This is a genomic window from Streptomyces sp. NPDC002386 (genome assembly GCF_053593175.1).
In genome coordinates, this window is record NZ_JBSFBX010000008.1 from 220,236 (window position 1) to 238,139 (window position 17,904).

The window sequence follows — 17,904 nt, forward strand, 5'->3', positions numbered from 1 at the left end:
GCGTTCCTGGGAGGTGCGGGTTCACTCGTTCGAGTCAGGTACTGGGGAACGGGAACCATCCGTGTCCGACGTACCAGTGGCCGCCGGCCCGCAGGTGGTCGCCGACGGCTCGTTCGACGGAGGTGCGCCGTGGCAGGTCGGGGAAGGGCAGGTCCGGGTCGCCGAAGACGAACCGGACGGGTTCGGTGTCGGCGGGTTCGGTGTCCTGGTGGGCGGTGCGGAAGCGTTCCTGGAAGCGGACGATGTTGGAGCGCGCGGGCAGGTACCGCCTGAGCTGGGGGTCGAGGAGCCAGGAGTGGCAGACGGCGGCCGGGTGCTTCTCCTCCGGGTAGTGGCGGGCGAAGAAGTCGCGGGCCAGTGCCAGTGAGCGGTCGCAGGCGGCCGGGGACAGCGGGCCGGTGAAGTCGGGTATGTGCAGGTTCAGGCAGGGCGATTCCGGGGTCACGTCCAGTCCGGCGGCCGTGAGGGCGGCGGCGGTGCGCGGACCGAGCGGGGCGCGCTGGAACTGCAGGCGTCCCAGTTGGTACAGCTCGCCGCGGAAGTGCAGGGTGAGCCAGCGCGGTACCTGGAGGCCGGTCCGGCCGTGGCGGGCGCGGTGGGTGGTCATGTTCCGGCCGAGGTCGGCGAGGGTGCGCCGGGTGGTGTCGGCGGAGATGCCGCGTTCGCGGTGGTGGCGGCGGACGTGCGGCAGGGCGGCGACGAGGACGTAGACGGGGAAGCAGCGTTGCAGGGCGCCGGGCGGCCAGTCGAGGTCGGGCAGGTCGGCGCCGCCGTGCAGGTCGCCCATGTCGCGCACCAGGTCCGCCACGGCGTTCTCGAGCGAGTGCCGCAGTTCCGGGTCGTCGCGTACGCGGCGGGCCATGCGTACGAGGTCGTTGATGTCCTCGTGGGGTACCGCGAGGTCGAGCAGTTCCTCGGCGAGTTCGTCGGCGTCGGGCAGCACGCGGTGACCCCCTTGGTTGCGTTCCCTCGGAAGAGTACGTTGCTGTCAGGAGCGGTGATCGGGATGCGTACGGGAAGTGAGCCGGTGACCGCGCGCAGTGCGCTGCGGGCGCGGTTCTGGCTGAGTCTGTGGGGAATCGTCTGGGCGGTCTTCGGGACGGCGGCGTTCTCGCTGGTGGGGCGTCCTGGCTGGGCGGCGGCCTGTGGGGTGCTGTGGGTGGTGGCCACGGTGGACATGGCGGTGATCGTCAGGCATCTGCGGCAGGGCCCGCACTATCAGCCGGGGCGGGACGTTCCTCCGTACCGGCCGCCGGAGGGCGGCCCGCGGTATCCGTGGCCGCGGTGGACCCGCCACCCGTGACGGGGACCGCCCGTGTCCGGCGGGGTCAGTCGTCGAAACGGGCGGCCTTGAGGTAGTCGGGGTTGGGGTCGAGTGCGGCGGCCAGCCGGAAGTGACGTTTTGCCTGGTCGGGGCGGCCCTGGCGTTCGTAGGTGCGGGCGAGCGCGAAGTGCGCGAAGGCGTTGTCCGGTTCCCGCTCCAGCACGATGGTGAACTCCAGCTCGGCGGGCCGCAGTTGCGCGGCGGCGAAGAAGGCACGCGCGCGCAGCAGCCGGGCGGCGGTGTTCTCGGGGTGGGCGGCTACGACGCCGTCGAGGAGTTTGACCGCGCCCCGCGGGTCCCGCGCGTTGAGCAGTTGTTCGGCCGCGCGGAAGTCGATGACATGCGTCTCCGGAGTTCGTCCGGTCGAACCACTGGTCTCGGGCACGGCAGAGTCCTTCCCTTGCTGGAGCGGTTCAACGCACCGGCGTGGTCCGCTATTCCGCGCCGTCCCGCTGCGGTCGGTCGTCGGTGGCTGCCGTGCGGGGTTCGCGTGCCCGGCGGGTGAGGTCGTCCCAGACCTCCGTCACGCGCTGTCTCAGCGCGTCCAGCGGTACGTCGTTGTCGATCACGATGTCCGCGATCTCGCGGCGCTGCTCGCGGGTGGCCTGGGCGGCCATGCGAGCGCGGGCGTCGCCCTCGGTCATGCCGCGCAGCCGGACCAGCCGGTCGAGCTGGGTGGCGGGGGTCGCGTCGACGACGATCACCAGGTCGTACAGGGGGGCCAGGCCGTTCTCGGTGAGCAGCGGGACGTCGTGGACGACCACCGCGTCCTGGGCCGCGGCCGCTTCCAGTTCGCGGGAGCGGGCGCCGACGAGGGGGTGCACGATCGCGTTGAGGACGGCCAGCTTCTCGGGGTCGGCGAAGACGATGGAGCCGAGCCGTGGCCGGTCCAGGCCGCCGTCGGCGGTGAGGACGTCCGCGCCGAAGGCGTCCACCACGGCGGCGAGCCCGGGTGTTCCGGGTGCCACGGCCTCGCGTGCGATGCGGTCGGCGTCGATCAGTACGGCTCCGTGCTCCACGAGCAGCCGTGACACCTCGCTCTTGCCGGCGCCGATCCCGCCGGTCAGGCCCACTTTCAGCATGAGCGGAAGCTTAGGCCCTGTCGCTGACGGGGCCGGGGCCGGCCGGGGCCGTGCGGCGGGGCGGCGGCTTCAGCTCTCGCCCTCGCGTTCCGCCAGGAAGCGTTCGAACTCGCGCCCGATCTCGTCGGCGGAGGGGATGTCGACCGGTTCGGCGAGCATGTTGCCCCGGCTCTCGGCGCCGGCGGCGGCGTCGTACTGGTGCTCCAGGCCCTGGACGAGCGCTGTCAGTTCCTCGTCGCCCTCCTGGATCTGCCGGTCGATCTCCGTCTGGGTGCGGTGGGCCTCCGTGCGCAGTGCGTGCGCGACGCCGGGGAGCACCAGGCCGGTGGCGGCGGTGACGGCTTCGAGGACGGTCAGCGCCGCGTCCGGGTACGGGGAGCGGGCGATGTAGTGCGGGACGTGCGCGGCGACGCCGAGGACGTCGTGGCCGGCTTCCATGAGGCGGTACTCCACGAGCGCTTCGGCGCTGCCGGGTACCTGGGCCTCCTCGAAGGGGCTGCGGTGTCCCGGGACCAGGTCGCTGCGGTTGCCGTGGGGGGTGAGGCCCACGGGGCGGGTGTGGGGGACGCCCATGGGGATGCCGTGGAAGTTCACGGACAGCCGGACGCCGAGCCGTTCCACGATCTGCCGGACGGCCGCCGCGAACCGTTCCCATTCGATGTCGGGTTCGGGGCCGGACAGCAGCAGGAAGGGGGCGCCGGTGGCGTCCTGGACGAGGTGGACCTCGATGGCGGGTACCTCGTAGTCGGACCAGCGGTCCCGGGTGAAGGTCAGCAGTGGCCGACGGGCCCGGTAGTCCACGAGCCGGTCGTGGTCGAAGCGTGCCACGAGCTGGTGGGGCAGCGAGTCGAGGAGCCGGTCGACGATCTGGTCGCCGGTCTCACCCGCGTCGATGTATCCGTCGAAGTGGTAGAGCATGACAAGTCCGGCCGACTCCTGGGCGAGTGCCATGTCGACCACGGCGAGGCCCTTCGGCTCCCATGCGTACAAACCCTGCGGATCAAGCACTGTGACCGCTCCTCCTCGTGTTCCCCATGGACAACGCGCCCTGGAGCGCGGGCATTCCCGGGTCACGGCGCTGATCAGGCATCTCCGGCCGGTGGCCTTTGACTCCCTGTCAGCCGCGCCTCTCACAGGGGCGCGGGGGGGGGGCGGCCGGCGGGCTCCGGAAAACCCTGAGGGGCCGCACCTCGAAAGGTACGGCCCCTCAGTCGCTATCGGCTGAGCCCTAGCGGCTGGTGATCAGCTCTGGCCTCCGGCCAGCTTCTCGCGCAGCGCGGCCAGCGCCTCGTCCGAGGCGAGGGCACCGGAGGTGTCCGCACCCTCGGAGGAGTACGAACCGCCACCCGAGGCGGCCGGAGCGGCGGCCTCGCCACCCTCGGCGGCAGCGGCAGCGTCGGCCTCGCGGGACTTGATGACCTGCTGCTGGTGCTGCTCGAAGCGGGACTGCGCCTCGGCGTACTGGCGCTCCCACTCCTCGCGCTGCTTCTCGTAGCCCTCGAGCCAGTCGTTGGTCTCGGGGTCGAAGCCCTCGGGGTAGATGTAGTTGCCCTGGTCGTCGTAGGACGCGGCCATGCCGTACAGGGTCGGGTCGAACTCGACCGAGGCCGGGTCGGCACCGAAGGACTCGTTGGCCTGCTTCAGCGAGAGGCTGATGCGACGACGCTCGAGGTCGATGTCGATGACCTTGACGAAGATCTCGTCGTTGACCTGGACGACCTGCTCCGGGATCTCCACGTGGCGCTCGGCCAGCTCGGAGATGTGGACCAGACCCTCGATGCCCTCGTCCACGCGGACGAACGCACCGAACGGAACCAGCTTCGTGACCTTGCCGGGCACGACCTGGCCGATCTGGTGGGTGCGGGCGAACTGCTGCCACGGGTCTTCCTGGGTCGCCTTCAGCGACAGGGAGACGCGCTCGCGGTCCATGTCGACGTCGAGGACCTCGACGGTGACCTCCTGGCCGACCTCGACGACCTCGGACGGGTGGTCGATGTGCTTCCAGGACAGCTCGGAAACGTGGACCAGACCGTCGACGCCACCCAGGTCCACGAAGGCACCGAAGTTGACGATCGAGGAGACGACGCCGGAGCGGACCTGACCCTTCTGGAGGGTCGTGAGGAACGTCTGGCGGACCTCGGACTGGGTCTGCTCGAGCCAGGCACGGCGGGACAGGACCACGTTGTTGCGGTTCTTGTCCAGCTCGATGATCTTCGCCTCGAGCTCCTTGCCGACGTACGGCTGGAGGTCGCGGACGCGGCGCATCTCGACCAGGGAGGCCGGGAGGAAGCCGCGGAGGCCGATGTCGAGGATGAGACCACCCTTGACGACCTCGATGACGGTACCGGTGACGATGCCGTCCTCTTCCTTGATCTTCTCGATGGTGCCCCAGGCACGCTCGTACTGGGCGCGCTTCTTCGAGAGGATCAGGCGGCCTTCCTTGTCCTCCTTCTGGAGGACGAGGGCCTCGATCTCGTCACCGACGGCGACGACCTCGTTGGGGTCGACGTCGTGCTTGATCGAGAGCTCGCGGCTCGGGATGACACCTTCGGTCTTGTAACCGATGTCGAGCAGGACCTCGTCCCGGTCGACCTTCACGATGACGCCGTCGACGATGTCGCCGTCGTTGAAGTACTTGATCGTCTCGTCGATCGCGGCGAGGAAGGCTTCCTCGTTACCGATGTCGTTGACCGCAACCTGCGGGGTGGTGGCGGTGGTCTCGGTGCTGCTCGTCATGTGGGAAAGGGCTCCGGTACGGACATTGAAGTCGTAGGTACTGCTACGCCGGGAGCCCGTATCGCTCTGCAGAAGCCGGACAGCCAAGGAAGCGCCCCACCAGGAAACTGGTGATGGCGCCTCGACAACCGAGGGGACATACAACAGATGCGAGCGCAGCCTGCTACGTCTGAGGTGCGCAGGCCCGCAGCGCAACTTGTAGCATACGGGGGCAGCCGGGCATGGTCAATGCGCGAAGGCGCACACCCGGGGCGGATCGCCGCATAACCGGCGCAGGAAACGTCCCGCGAGGCCGCACGGGCCCTCGTCCCCCCGTGTCGCGCCCGGCGGGTTGGACGGAAGAGTACGACGAGGGAGCCGATCATCCAAGAGCCGGAACAGCTCGATCCCGACGGGTTCGAGGCGGAAGCCACCCGACGTGACGCCGGGGTAGCGGAGAGCAGCCGGGCGAACCGGGGCTGGTGGGACCGCAACGCGGACGAGTACCAGACCGAACACGGGACGTTCCTCGGTGACGACCGTTTCGTGTGGGGCCCGGAGGGCCTGGACGAGGTGGAGGCGGAGCTGCTGGGCCCGCCGGAGGAGCTGAAGGGCAAGGAGGTCCTGGAGATCGGGGCGGGCGCCGCCCAGTGCTCGCGCTGGCTGGCCGCCCAGGGCGCCCGGCCGGTGGCGCTGGACCTCTCGCACCGCCAGCTGCAGCATTCGCTGCGGATCGGCGGATCGATTCCGCTCGTCTGCGCCGACGCCGGCGCGCTGCCGTTCGCGGACGGCTCCTTCGACCTGGCCTGCTCCGCGTACGGGGCGCTGCCGTTCGTCGCCGATCCGCGGCTGGTGCTGCGCGAGGTGCGCCGGGTGCTGCGGCCGGGCGGCCGGTTCGTCTTCTCGGTGACGCACCCGATCCGCTGGGCGTTCCCGGACGAGCCCGGCCCCGAGGGGCTGTCGGTGTCCGCCTCCTACTTCGACCGCACGCCCTACGTGGAGCAGGACGCGGAGGGCCGGGCGGTGTACGTCGAGCACCACAGGACGCTCGGGGACCGGGTGCGGGACGTCGTGGCCTCGGGGCTGCGCCTGGTGGACCTGGTGGAGCCGGAGTGGCCGGCGTGGAACACCTCGGACTGGGGCGGCTGGTCCCCGTTGCGCGGGAACCTGATCCCGGGTACGGCGATCTTCGTGTGCGAGCGGGACTGAGCACGGCGTCCGTCCCGTCGTCCTGATGCGCGCGCGCAGGTACGCACGCGCGCGGGACGGCTGCGCGTGCGTACCTGCGCGCGCGAGGGGCGGCTGCGCGTGCGCGGCACGCGTGTGGAGGGCGTCCCGGCCGCCGTACGACACTGGGGGCGTGATCCGTGACGACGCCCTGGACGTGCTGCCCGTGCGGGCCGCCCTGCCCGCTCTGACCGACGCCCTGGACGCGGACGGCACGGCGGTCCTGGTGGCGCCGCCCGGCACCGGCAAGACGACGCTGGTGCCGCTCGTGCTGGCGGGGCTGGTCGGCGGCGGGCCCGCGCGGCGTGTCGTGGTGGCCGAGCCGCGGCGGATCGCGGCACGGGCGGCGGCCCGGCGGATGGCGTGGCTGCTCGGGGAGCGGACCGGCGGCAGCGTCGGCTACACGGTGCGCGGCGAGCGGGCCGTGGGACGGCACACGCGCGTGGAGGTGGTGACCACGGGTGTGCTGCTGCAGCGGCTGCAGCGGGACCAGGAGCTGGCGGGTGTGGACGTCGTGGTGCTCGACGAGTGCCATGAGCGGCATCTGGACGCCGACACGGTGGCCGCGTTCCTGTGGGACGTGCGGCAGGCGCTGCGCCCGGAGCTGCGTCTGGTGGCCGCCTCGGCGACCACGGACGCCCAGGGGTGGGCGCGGCTGCTGGGCGGGGCGCCGGTGGTGGAGGCGGCGGGCGTCGCGCATCCGGTGGAGGTCGTGTGGGCACCTCCGGCGCGGCCCGTACGGCCGCCGCACGGGATGCGGGTGGATCCGGTGCTGCTCGCCCATGTGGCCTCAGTGGTGCGGCGGGCGCTGGCCGAGCGGGACGGGGACGTGCTGTGCTTCCTGCCCGGCGTGGGCGAGATCGCGCGCGTGGCCGGGCAGCTCGGGGATCTGGGCGCGGTGGACGTGCTCCCGGTGCACGGCCGGGCGCCGGCCGCCGTGCAGGACGCGGTGCTGGCGCCCGGGCAGCGGCGCCGGGTGGTGCTGGCGACGTCGGTGGCGGAGTCGTCGCTGACGGTGCCCGGGGTGCGGGTGGTGGTGGACTCGGGGCTGGCTCGGGAGCCGCGTGTGGATCACGCGCGCGGGCTGAGCGGTCTGGTGACGGTGCGGGCGTCGCGGGCGGCCGGGCGGCAACGGGCGGGGCGGGCCGGCCGTGAGGCGCCGGGGATGGTGTACCGGTGCTGGACGGAGGCGGAGGACGGCCGGCTGACGGCTTTTCCGGCGCCGGAGATCAAGGTGGCCGACCTGACGGCGTTCGCCCTCCAGGCGGCCTGCTGGGGTGATCCCGACGCCTCGGGGCTGGCGTTGCTGGACCCGCCGCCGGGGGGCGCGATGGCGGCGGCGCGGGAGGTGCTGACGGCCGTGGGCGCGGTGGATGCCGCGGGGCGGGCCACCGGGCTCGGGGTGCGGCTGGCCCGGCTGGGGGTGCATCCGCGGCTGGGGCGGGCGCTGCTGGACACCGCGGGCCGGGGCGCGGAGGCCGTTGCCCTGCTCTCCGAGGAGGTGCCGAGGGAGTACGGGGACGATCTCGCCGGGGCGCTGCGGCGTGCCCGGCGCGGCGGTGACGCGTACGCGGGGCGGTGGGCGGCGGAGGTGCGGCGGCTGCGTGCCGTCTCGGCCCATTCCTCGCCGGCCGCCGGTGATCACGGGGCGCGGGCGGGTGCCGGGGCCGCTTCGGGCTCGGGGTCCGGGGCGGACGGGCTGGTCGGGCCGACCGTGGCTCTGGCGTTTCCGGAGCGGGTCGCGAGGCTGGACGGCGGTTCGTATCTCATGGTGTCCGGGACCCGGGCCGAGCTGGGCGAGGGGTCGGAGCTGACCGGTGCGCCGTGGATCGTCGTCGCCGTCGCCGACCGGGCGGCCGGGAAGGGCCACGCGCGTGTGCGGCTCGGGGCGGCGGTCTCCGAGGAGGTGGCCCGGGCCGCGGCGGGCGCGCTGTTCGAGGAGCGGGACGAGGTGCGCTGGTCCGGCGGGGATGTCGTGGCCCGGCATGTCGAATGTCTGGGGGCCGTGGAGCTGGCCGTCAGGCCGCTGAAGGATCCCGCTGCGGCGCTCGTGCGTGCGGCCCTGCTCGACGGTCTGCGGGAGGAGGGGCCGGGTCTGCTGCGCTGGTCGGCCGAGGCGGCGGCGCTGCGGCAGCGGCTGGCGTTCCTGCGGTCGCATGCCGGGGAGCCGTGGCCGGAGGTGTCGGACGAGGCGCTGCACGCGCGCGTGGACGAGTGGCTGGAGCCGGAGCTGAGCCGGGCCCGGCGTCGGGCGGACCTCGGGCGGATCGACGCCGGGCAGGCGCTGGCGCGGCTGCTGCCGTGGGCGAGCGGGGACGCGGCGCGGCTGGACGAGCTGGCGCCGGAGCGGATCACCGTGCCGAGCGGGTCCAGGATCCGGATCGACTACCGGGATCCGGAGCGGCCGGTCCTCGCCGTGAAGCTGCAGGAGATGTTCGGGCTGCGCGAGACGCCGGCCGTGGCAGGAGTGCCGCTGCTGGTGCATCTGCTGTCGCCGGCCGGGCGGCCCGCCGCCGTCACGGCGGACCTCGCCTCGTTCTGGCGGGACGGCTACCGGGGCGTGCGCGCCGAGCTGCGCGGGCGGTATCCGAAGCATCCGTGGCCCGAGGACCCGGCGGCCGCGGAACCCACGCGGCACACCAACGCGCGGCTCAGGCGCTGACCGCCGGTGCGGCGCGTGGTGCGCCGAGGGCGCCCGTCCGCCGGAGCGGAGGGGCGCCCTCGCCGTTACTGTGCCTGCCGTGCGGTGCGTGCCGTCAGGAGGTCGCCGACGGGCTCGGTGAGGGGCTCGCCGAGGCGTCGGCGGCGGCGACCTTCAGCTCGACGGTGACGGTGCCCCCGCCGGGGGTGGTGACCCGGAGCAGGTAGGTGCCGGTGGTGGCGTCGGCGTACAGCGCGGGCAGCGTGAGCCGGCCCTCGGCGTCGGTCCTGAGGCCGGTGAGGGTGCGGACGGTCTTGCCGTCGGCGTCCTTGAAGTAGGGGCCCTTGTCGTTCTCGGTGGCGTCGTCGTCGGCCTTGATCAGGGTGGCGGTGGCCGCGACCCGGTCGGCGGCGGCGCCCTTGTACGTCGCCTTCAGCTGGATCCGCTCGGCGAACTCGCCGCCGGGGGTGCAGGTCATGGCGGTGTCGCCGGTGCGGGTGAGGGTGTCGGCGGCGCGGGCGGTGACGGTGGCGGTGTAGGCGACGCTCTTGACCTGGTGGCCGACGACCGCGGTGGTGATCTTGAAGTCGCCGGTCTTCTCACCCGCCTGGAGGGCTGGTGCGAGCGCCACGCCCTTGGCGTCGGTGGCGACGGTGGCGACCTTCTCGCCGCCGGCGAAGGTGGCGTCGGTGTCGCCGGTGAGGGTGAACCGGACCCTGACCCTGGCGACGGCCGTGCCGGCCTTGGTCTCGGCGCGGGTGCCGATGCGCTGTGCGAACGCGTCGCCGGCCATCGCGGTGAGCTGCGCGGTGCCCGCGTCCTCGAGGTGGTCCACGGTGTCGGACGGGGTGGGCTGCGTCGGCGGGACGGGCGGCTTGGGCGGCTGGGGGTCGGGGCTCTCGCTGCCGCCGCCCGGCTGGTGCGGCTTCGGGTGGGGCTTGGGGTCCGGCTCGTGGCCGGGCTTCGTGCCCGGCGGGTCGGACGGTGCCGGGGTGTGGGTGCGCGGGGTGCCGTCGTCGCTGCGGTGGCTGGGCACGCCGCCGGAGCCGTCGGGCACGGAGTGGGTGCCCTTGCGGTAGTACTGCAGCCAGTTCAGGACCAGGTTCAGGTAGTCCTGCGAGTTGTTGTAGCTGAGGATCGCGCTGTGCAGGCCGGGCTCGGTGGACATGTCCCAGTCGTTGCGGCACAGGTAGTGGCCCGCGGCGAGCGCGGCGTCGTAGACGTTGTTCGGGTCCGCCGCGCCGTCGGCGTTGCCGTCGCGGCCGGCCCACGCCCAGGTGGACGGGATGAACTGCATCGGGCCGATGGCCTGGTCGTAGTGGCTGTTGCCGTCGTACCGGCCGTGGTCGGTGTCCTTGATGAGCGCGAAGCCGTTGCCGTCGAGCTGCGGGCCGAGGATCCGGCCGATCGTGGTGCCGTCCGCGTCGACGCGGCCGCCGCGGGCCTGACCGGACTCCACCTTGCCGATGGCGGCCAGGAGTTGCCAGGGCAGGTTGCAGCCCGGCTTGGACGAGCGCAGCTCGGCCTCGGCCTTCTTGTAGGCGTCGAGGACGGTCGCGGGGATGCCCGCCTCCGCCTCGCCGCGGGCGACGGGGTCACCGTCACCGGCCGTCGACGAGGGGCTGGGGTTGGGGCTCTTCAGCGGCGGGAGGTCCGTGTAGTACGGCGAGTTGCCGGTGGCGTTGCCGTCGATGGCGGCGTCGGGTGCGGGACTGCTGGAGCCGGCCGCGGCCGGTCTTCCCTGGTCGTCGCCGGCCGCTCCCGGAGCCTGGGACGCGGACAGTGCGGCGACCGCCGCCGCCGCCACGGCCGTGGTCGCCGCTCCCTTGCGCAGCCGCCTGCCGAAATGCGCCGCCATAGAGTGAACCCCTCCCGTGGACGCGTGCCGCGTCCGTCTCCGTCTGTCTGCCTCGCTCTGGTGTGACGGTTGACCCGGTGCTCTGGTTGCCCCCGCTTCCGCCTTTCCGTCCGTGCGACGGGTGTGCGACCGTGCCGCCCGGCACGGCAACCCAGGTGACCCTACGACAATTTGCTTGCCGGGGGCACCCGTTCGCGTCCGCTTTTCACCGGTTGGCCGCCGATGCCGGGCCGCGGGGAGCACGGACGGCGCCGACGCATACTGGACCGGATGGGATCACGGGCCGCGACGCCGTGGCCGACGACCGCCCGAGGGGGCCCAGTTGCCGTTCACACTCAGCCACGCGGCGGCCGTTCTGCCCGCCGTCCGCCGGGACGGCGGCGGCCGGGGCCGGCTGGTGCCCGCGGTGCTCGTGGCGGGGTCCTTCGCCCCCGACGTCACCTACTACGCGGCGAGTGTCCGGCGGGACGCGATGGAGTTCGGGACGGTCACGCACTCCCTGCCGGGGGTGGCCGGCGTGGACGTCCTGATCGCCTGGTCGCTGGTGGGACTGTGGCTGTTCGTGCGGGAGCCGCTGGTGGCGCTGCTCCCCCGGGCCCGCCAGGGTCGGGCGGCCGCTCTGCTGCGCTGCGGTGCGCCACGCGCGCGCGTGCGGGCCGGGCGGGTGCTGTGGTGGTACGTGTCGGCGGCGCTCGGGGCGCTGACGCACGTCGTGTGGGACGCGTTCACGCACCACGACCGGTGGGGGTCGCGGCTGCTGCCGGGGCTCGGCGGGGTGGTGGCGGGCCTGCCGCGCTACACGTGGCTGCAGTACGGCTCGTCCGCGGTGGCGGCCGTGGTGATCGCCGTGTTCCTGGTGGGGGCGGTGCGGCGGGCGCCGGCCGGGGAGCCGGCGGGGGTGCCCGCGCTGTCGGTCCGGGACCGGTGGTGGGCGGCGGCCGTGATCGGGGGCTGTGCCCTGGCGGGGGCGGTGCAGCGGGCGGTGCGCTGGCGGGCGTACCGGGGTGCGTCCGTGCGGCCGCTGGATCTGGTGCCGACGCTGTGCTTCGGGGTGGGTGCCGGGCTGCTGCTGGGAGTGCTGCTGTACGCGGCCGGGGTCAGGGTGTGGCGTCCGGTCGGGGTTCCGGGCGGTCCTGGCGGGGTGGTCGGTGCGGGCCGGGACCGGTCGGCGGTTCGGTGAGGGCGGCCACGAAGACGGTGAGGGTGCGTCTGGGGCGGGTCCGGGGGATCGCGGTGAGCAGCAGCGCCAGGTAGGCGCGGGTGAGGTCCGCCCAGGCGCGCCGGTCGGCGGCGCGGCGGAGGCGGGCGCGGGGCCGGCGCAGCAGGCCGGCCGCGGCCGCTCGGGCGGCCGCGGCACGGTCGACGGGGATGCGGGCGGTGCTTGCGCCGGCCGCGAGGGCCGGGACCGGCGAGGCGGCCGTGGCCGGGCCCGAGGCGCTGCCGGCCTCGGCCCTGGTGCCGTCGCGTACCTCGGGCGTCCGGCGGTGGAGCATGCGTATACCCATGTCCGCAGTGTTGCGGCTGCGGGCGGTGGGGTGCGTTCTGGCGGGGTCCACGTGAGTGACGGACCCCGCCGGGGTTCCGCCGGTCAGGGGCGCCGGTGCCGGTGCGCCGCCCGGGGAGGGACGCGGTGCGTGTGTCACCGCGTCCCCGTGCGGGCACCGGGCTGCCGGGGCCGGGGTGCCGTCCGCTCGCGGCGGACGCCGGCCGGGGGTCAGTGCGCCGCCGACTCCCAGTCGCGGCCCACGCCCACCGAGACGTCGAGCGGGGCCCGCAGCCGGACGGCGCCGGCCATCTCGCGGCGGACGAGTTCCTCCGTGGCCGCGCGCTCGCCGGGGGCGATCTCCAGCACGATTTCGTCGTGCACCTGCAGGAGCAGGCGGGACTTCAGGTCCGCCTCGCGCAGGGCCCGGTCGACGTTGAGCATGGCGATCTTGACGATGTCGGCGGCGGTGCCCTGGATGGGGGCGTTGAGGGCCATGCGTTCGGCGGCCTCGCGGCGCTGGCGGTTGTCGCTGTTGAGGTCGGGGAGGTAGCGGCGGCGCCCGAAGAGCGTCGCGGTGTAGCCCGTGGCCCGTGCCTCGTCGACGACCCGGCGCAGGTAGTCGCGTACGCCGCCGAAACGCTCGAAGTAGGTGTCCATCAGGCCGCGGGCCTCGGCCGCCTCGATGTTCAGCTGCTGGGAGAGGCCGAAGGCGGACAGACCGTAGGCCAGGCCGTACGACATGGCCTTGATCTTGCGGCGCATCTCGGCGTCGACCGCGTCCCGGCCGACGGAGAAGACCTGGGAGGCGACGGTGGTGTGCAGGTCCTCGCCCGTGGTGAACGCCTCGATCAGGCCCTCGTCCTCGGAGAGGTGGGCCATGACGCGCAGCTCGATCTGGCTGTAGTCGGCGGTCATCAGGGACTCGAAGCCCTCGCCGACCACGAAGCCGCGGCGGATCGCCCGGCCCTCGTCGGTGCGGACCGGGATGTTCTGCAGGTTCGGGTCCGTGGACGACAGCCGGCCGGTCGCGGCCACCGTCTGGTTGAACGTGGTGTGGATGCGGCCGTCCGCGGCGATGGTCTTGATCAGGCCCTCGACGGTGACCCGCAGCTTCGCCTGCTCGCGGTGCCGGAGCATGATCACCGGCAGTTCGTTGTCGGTCTGGGTGGCGAGCCAGGCCAGGGCGTCGGCGTCGGTGGTGTAGCCGGTCTTGGTCTTCTTCGTCCTGGGCAGGGCCAGCTCGCCGAAGAGGACTTCCTGGAGCTGCTTGGGCGAGCCGAGGTTGAACTCGCGGCCGGCGGCGGCGTGGGCCTCCTTCACGGCCTGCTGCACGGCGCCCGCGAACGTCTGCTCCATCGCCTCGAGGTGGGCGCGGTCGGCGGCGATGCCGTCGCGCTCCATGCGGGCGAGCAGGGCGGAGGTGGGCAGCTCCATGTCCCGCAGCAGGTCGGCGGCGCCGACCTCGTCGAGGCGGCCCTCGAAGGCCTCGCCCAGGTCGAGGACGGCGCGGGCCTGGATCATCAGGGCCTCCGCCTCGGCGCCCTCGTCCGCGCCGAAGGCGAGCTGGCCGTCGGCCGCCGCGGCGGGGGCCAGTTCCCGGTGCAGGTACTCCAGCGACAGCGCGTCCAGGTCGAAGGAGCGGCGGCCCGGCTTGACCAGGTAGGCGGCGAGCGCGGTGTCCATGGCGACGCCCTCGACACGCCAGCCGTGCTCGGCGAGGACCCGCATGGCGCCCTTGGCGTTGTGCAGGACCTTCGGGCGGCCGGCGTCGGCGAGCCAGCCGGCGAAGGCGCGCTCGTCGGCCTCGTCCAGCTCGGCCGGGTCGAACCAGGCGGCCGCCCCGCCGGCCGCGGCGAGGGCGACCTCGGCGACCGAGCCGGTGCCCAGCGCCCAGGTGCCGACCGTGGCGACGCCCAGGGACGCGGTGCCGTGTTCGGCGAGCCAGCCGGCCAGCTCGCCGGTGCGCAGGATCGTGCCGTCGAGCTCCACGCCCTCCGCCACGACCGGGGTGGCCTCGGCCTCCTCGGAGCCCGGGTCGACGGCGAAGAGCCGCTCACGCAGCGACGGGTTGCGGATCTCCAGGGTGTCCAGGACCATCGCGACGGTCTTGCGGTCGTACGGCGCCCGCTCCAGGTCGGTGACCGTCTTCGGCAGCTCGACCCGGCGCTCCAGCTCGGTGAGGAGCCGGTTCAGCTTCACCGACTCCAGGTGGTCGCGCAGGTTCTGGCCCGCCTTGCCCTTGACCTCCTCGACGCGCTCGACCAGCTCCGCGAACGAGCCGAACTGGTTGATCCACTTCGCGGCGGTCTTCTCGCCGACGCCGGGGATGCCGGGGAGGTTGTCGGACGGGTCGCCGCGCAGGGCGGCGAAGTCCGGGTACTGGGCGGGCGTGAGCCCGTACTTCTCGAAAACCTTCTCCGGGGTGAACCGGGTCAGCTCCGAGACGCCCTTCGTCGGGTAGAGCACGGTCGTGTGCTCGCTGACGAGCTGGAAGGAGTCGCGGTCACCGGTGACGATCAGCACCTCGAAGCCCTCGGCCTCGGCCTGGGTGGCGAGGGTGGCGATGACGTCGTCCGCCTCGAAACCGTCGACGGCGAAGCGCTGCGCGTGCATGGCGTCGAGCAGCTCGCCGATCAGCTCGACCTGCCCCTTGAACTCGTCGGGGGTCTTGGAGCGGTTCGCCTTGTACTCGGTGAACCGCTCCGAGCGCCAGGTCTTGCGGGAGACGTCGAAGGCCACCGCGAAGTGCGTGGGCGCCTCGTCACGCAGGGTGTTGGCCAGCATCGACGCGAAACCGTAGATCGCGTTCGTCGGCTGGCCCGTCGCGGTGGTGAAGTTCTCCGCGGGCAGCGCGAAGAACGCGCGGTAGGCCAGCGAGTGCCCGTCCATGAGCATCAGCCGGGGACGGCCGCCGGGGGTGCTGTCGGTCTTCTTCGATGCTGTCTCTGCCACGTCCCCGATCCTGCCACGCCCCACCGACAGCCGGGACCGGCCCGCTCCGCGGCGGACGCCCGAGGAGGCCGGGCCCGCCGCCCGAGGAGGCCGCGCGGACGGCCGAGGAGGCCGCGCCGACGGCCGAGGAGGCCGCGCCGACGGCCGAGGAGGCCGCGCGGACGGCCGGTACGCCCGCCCCGGCCCGCTGTCGGTGCCCCGTGGGAGGATCGGCGGCGTACGTCACACACGCAGTCGAAGGGGAGCGGGCGATGGCGACGAAGCCGCCCAAGGGTGATCCGGTCCAGGACGCGCCGCAGGTCGCGGAGCCCAAACACGCGGCGGCGGGCCTGCCGGCCGTCGGCCACACCCTGCGCGTCGCCCAGCAGCAGATGGGCGTGCGGCGCACCGCGCTGACCCTGCTGCGCGTCAACCAGAAGGACGGCTTCGACTGCCCGGGCTGCGCCTGGCCGGAGCCGGACCACCGGCACAAGGCGGAGTTCTGCGAGAACGGCGCCAAGGCGGTGGCCGAGGAGGCCACCCTGCGCCGGGTCACCCCGGAGTTCTTCGCCGAGCACCCGGTCGCCCGTCTCGCCGGGCGCAGCGGGTACTGGCTGGGCCAGCAGGGCCGGCTCACCCACCCCATGTACCTCGCCGAGGACGGCACGCACTACGAGCCGGTCACCTGGGAACGCGCCTTCGGCATCATCGCCGAGGAGATCGCCGCTCTCACCTCCCCCGACGAGGCCGTCTTCTACACCTCCGGGCGCACCAGCAACGAGGCCGCGTTCCTCTACCAGCTCTTCGCGCGCGAGCTGGGCACCAACAACCTGCCGGACTGCTCCAACATGTGCCACGAGTCGTCCGGCTCGGCCCTGTCGGAGACCATCGGCATCGGCAAGGGCAGCGTCCTGCTGGAGGACCTCCACCGGGCCGACCTGATCATCGTGGCCGGGCAGAACCCCGGGACGAACCACCCGCGCATGCTCTCCGCGCTGGAGAAGGCCAAGGCGAACGGCGCGCGGATCATCAGCGTCAACCCGCTGCCCGAGGCCGGCCTGGAGCGGTTCAAGAACCCGCAGACCCCGCAGGGCATGCTGAAGGGCGCCGCGCTCACCGATCTGTTCCTGCAGATCCGCATCGGCGGCGACCAGGCCCTGTTCCGCCTCCTCAACAAGCTGATCCTCGACACCGAGGGCGCGGTGGACGAGGAGTTCGTGCGGGAGCACACGCACGGCTACGAGGAGTTCGCCGCGGCCGCCCGCGCCGCCGACTGGGACGAGACCCTCGCGGCCACCGGTCTCACGCGCGCGGAGATCGAGCGGGCCCTCGGCATGGTCCTCACCTCCCGGCGGACCATCGTCTGCTGGGCCATGGGCCTCACCCAGCACAAGCACTCCGTGCCGACCATCCGCGAGGTCGTCAACTTCCTTCTGCTGCGCGGCGACATCGGCCGTCCCGGCGCGGGCGTGTGCCCGGTGCGCGGCCACTCCAACGTGCAGGGCGACCGCACGATGGGCATCTTCGAACGGCCCGCCCCAGCGTTCCTGGACGCGCTGGAGAAGGAGTTCGGGTTCGCGCCGCCGCGCGAGCACGGCTTCGACGTCGTGCGGGCCATCCGCGCGCTGCGCGACGGCGAGGCGAAGGTGTTCTTCGCCATGGGCGGCAACTTCGTCTCCGCCTCCCCCGACACCGAGGTCACCGAGGCGGCCATGCGGCGCGCGCGGCTGACCGTGCACGTGTCGACCAAGCTGAACCGCTCGCACGTGGTCACGGGCGCGCGCGCCCTGATCCTGCCGACGCTGGGCCGCACCGAGCGCGATCTGCGGGACGGCGGTGAGCAGTTCGTGACCGTGGAGGACTCCATGGGCATGGTGCACGCCTCGCGCGGCCGCCTGGAGCCGGCGAGCCGGCACCTGCTGTCGGAACCGGCGATCGTGTGCCGGCTGGCGCGCCGGGTGCTCGGCGCGGACAGCAAGGTGCCCTGGGAGGAGTTCGAGAAGGACTACGCGACGATCCGCGACCGCATCGCGCGCGTGATCCCCGGCTTCGCGGACTTCAACGCGCGGGTGGCCCGCCCCGGCGGCTTCGCCCTGCCGCACGCGCCGCGCGACGAGCGCCGTTTCCCGACCGCGACCGGGAAGGCGAACTTCACCGCGGCCCCCGTGGAGTATCCGGAACTCCCCGCCGGACGGCTGCTGTTGCAGACGCTGCGCTCGCACGACCAGTACAACACCACCATCTACGGCCTGGACGACCGTTACCGGGGCATCACGGGCGGCCGCCGCGTGGTGCTGGTGAACCCCGAGGACGCGCGCGCCCTCGGGGTCGCCGACGGCTCCTACGTCGACCTGGTGAGCGAGTGGCGGGACGGTGTGGAGCGGCGGGCGCCCGGGTTCCGCGTCGTGCACTACCCGACGGCCCGGGGCTGCGCGGCGGCGTACTACCCGGAGACCAACGTGCTGGTACCGCTGGACGCCACCGCCGACACGAGCAACACCCCGGCCAGCAAGTCCGTCGTGGTCCGGCTGGAGCACGCCCCGGGGGACGCGGCGGAGGGCGGCCCGGGCGACCGCCGCCCGCAGGCCCGCCCGGAAGGCCGTCTGGAACAATCGGCGACCGACTGAGCGTTTGCTCAGC

The 17,904-nt window shown here is 73.4% G+C and carries 13 protein-coding genes; 5 read left to right on the plus strand and 8 right to left on the minus strand.

Annotation, left to right across the window (positions count from 1 at the left end; translation table 11 throughout):
- Positions 1–34 precede the first annotated feature (34 nt).
- Positions 35–943 carry an acyltransferase domain-containing protein gene (locus ACWCPN_RS18305; protein WP_451207130.1) on the minus strand — a complete coding sequence of 303 codons (909 nt, stop codon included), beginning with the start codon at positions 941–943 and terminating at the stop codon, positions 35–37.
- Between the two features lie 63 nt (positions 944–1,006).
- Between ACWCPN_RS18305 and ACWCPN_RS18310 the strand changes: the two genes are divergently transcribed.
- Positions 1,007–1,303: a DUF6343 family protein gene (locus tag ACWCPN_RS18310; protein WP_451207133.1), complete on the plus strand. Its 297-nt coding sequence runs from the start codon at positions 1,007–1,009 to the stop codon at positions 1,301–1,303.
- A 25-nt stretch (positions 1,304–1,328) separates the two neighbouring features.
- Here the strand turns inward: ACWCPN_RS18310 and ACWCPN_RS18315 are convergent, their stop codons facing one another.
- The 4 genes from ACWCPN_RS18315 to rpsA form a co-directional block, all read right to left on the minus strand.
- On the minus strand, positions 1,329–1,709 hold the full coding sequence (locus ACWCPN_RS18315) for a tetratricopeptide repeat protein (protein WP_199210151.1): 381 nt from the start codon (positions 1,707–1,709) through the stop codon (positions 1,329–1,331).
- Between the two features lie 49 nt (positions 1,710–1,758).
- Entirely contained in the window at positions 1,759–2,406 is a 648-nt protein-coding gene (coaE, locus tag ACWCPN_RS18320) for a dephospho-CoA kinase (protein ID WP_451207136.1), read from the minus strand.
- Positions 2,407–2,475: 69 nt separating this feature from the next.
- Positions 2,476–3,414 carry a PAC2 family protein gene (locus ACWCPN_RS18325; protein WP_365126493.1) on the minus strand — a complete coding sequence of 313 codons (939 nt, stop codon included), beginning with the start codon at positions 3,412–3,414 and terminating at the stop codon, positions 2,476–2,478.
- 234 nt (positions 3,415–3,648) lie between these two features.
- Positions 3,649–5,142 (minus strand): 30S ribosomal protein S1, encoded by a 1,494-nt coding sequence (gene rpsA / locus ACWCPN_RS18330; RefSeq protein WP_009322963.1) that lies wholly within the window; start codon positions 5,140–5,142, stop codon positions 3,649–3,651.
- A gap of 360 nt (positions 5,143–5,502) precedes the next feature.
- Here rpsA and ACWCPN_RS18335 point away from each other — a divergent pair, with 360 nt between their 5' ends.
- Together ACWCPN_RS18335 and hrpB are read left to right on the plus strand one after the other, a co-directional pair.
- Positions 5,503–6,330, plus strand: a complete 828-nt coding sequence (locus tag ACWCPN_RS18335; protein WP_451207417.1) for a class I SAM-dependent methyltransferase — start codon at positions 5,503–5,505, stop codon at positions 6,328–6,330.
- 151 nt (positions 6,331–6,481) lie between these two features.
- The gene (gene hrpB / locus ACWCPN_RS18340) at positions 6,482–9,010 is read left to right on the plus strand and encodes an ATP-dependent helicase HrpB (protein WP_451207139.1); all 2,529 of its coding nucleotides are present in this window, start codon (positions 6,482–6,484) and stop codon (positions 9,008–9,010) included.
- 94 nt (positions 9,011–9,104) lie between these two features.
- Here hrpB and ACWCPN_RS18345 read toward each other — a convergent pair whose 3' ends face one another.
- On the minus strand, positions 9,105–10,847 hold the full coding sequence (locus ACWCPN_RS18345; protein WP_451207142.1) for a lytic murein transglycosylase: 1,743 nt from the start codon (positions 10,845–10,847) through the stop codon (positions 9,105–9,107).
- Positions 10,848–11,169: 322 nt separating this feature from the next.
- Here ACWCPN_RS18345 and ACWCPN_RS18350 point away from each other — a divergent pair, with 322 nt between their 5' ends.
- On the plus strand, positions 11,170–12,027 hold the full coding sequence (locus ACWCPN_RS18350; protein WP_451207145.1) for a DUF4184 family protein: 858 nt from the start codon (positions 11,170–11,172) through the stop codon (positions 12,025–12,027).
- Here ACWCPN_RS18350 and ACWCPN_RS18355 read toward each other — a convergent pair.
- Positions 11,945–12,352: a hypothetical protein gene (locus ACWCPN_RS18355; protein ID WP_451207148.1), complete on the minus strand. Its 408-nt coding sequence runs from the start codon at positions 12,350–12,352 to the stop codon at positions 11,945–11,947. The two genes, ACWCPN_RS18350 and ACWCPN_RS18355, sit on opposite strands and share 83 nt — an antisense overlap.
- A 209-nt stretch (positions 12,353–12,561) precedes the next feature.
- Entirely contained in the window at positions 12,562–15,285 is a 2,724-nt protein-coding gene (gene polA, locus ACWCPN_RS18360; protein ID WP_451207151.1) for a DNA polymerase I, read from the minus strand.
- 251 nt (positions 15,286–15,536) lie between these two features.
- On the opposite strand from polA, the gene ACWCPN_RS18365 reads away from it, so the two are divergent.
- Positions 15,537–17,891, plus strand: coding sequence for an FdhF/YdeP family oxidoreductase (locus ACWCPN_RS18365; RefSeq protein WP_451207154.1), 2,355 nt, complete (start codon positions 15,537–15,539; stop codon positions 17,889–17,891).
- Positions 17,892–17,904: the final 13 nt, after the last annotated feature.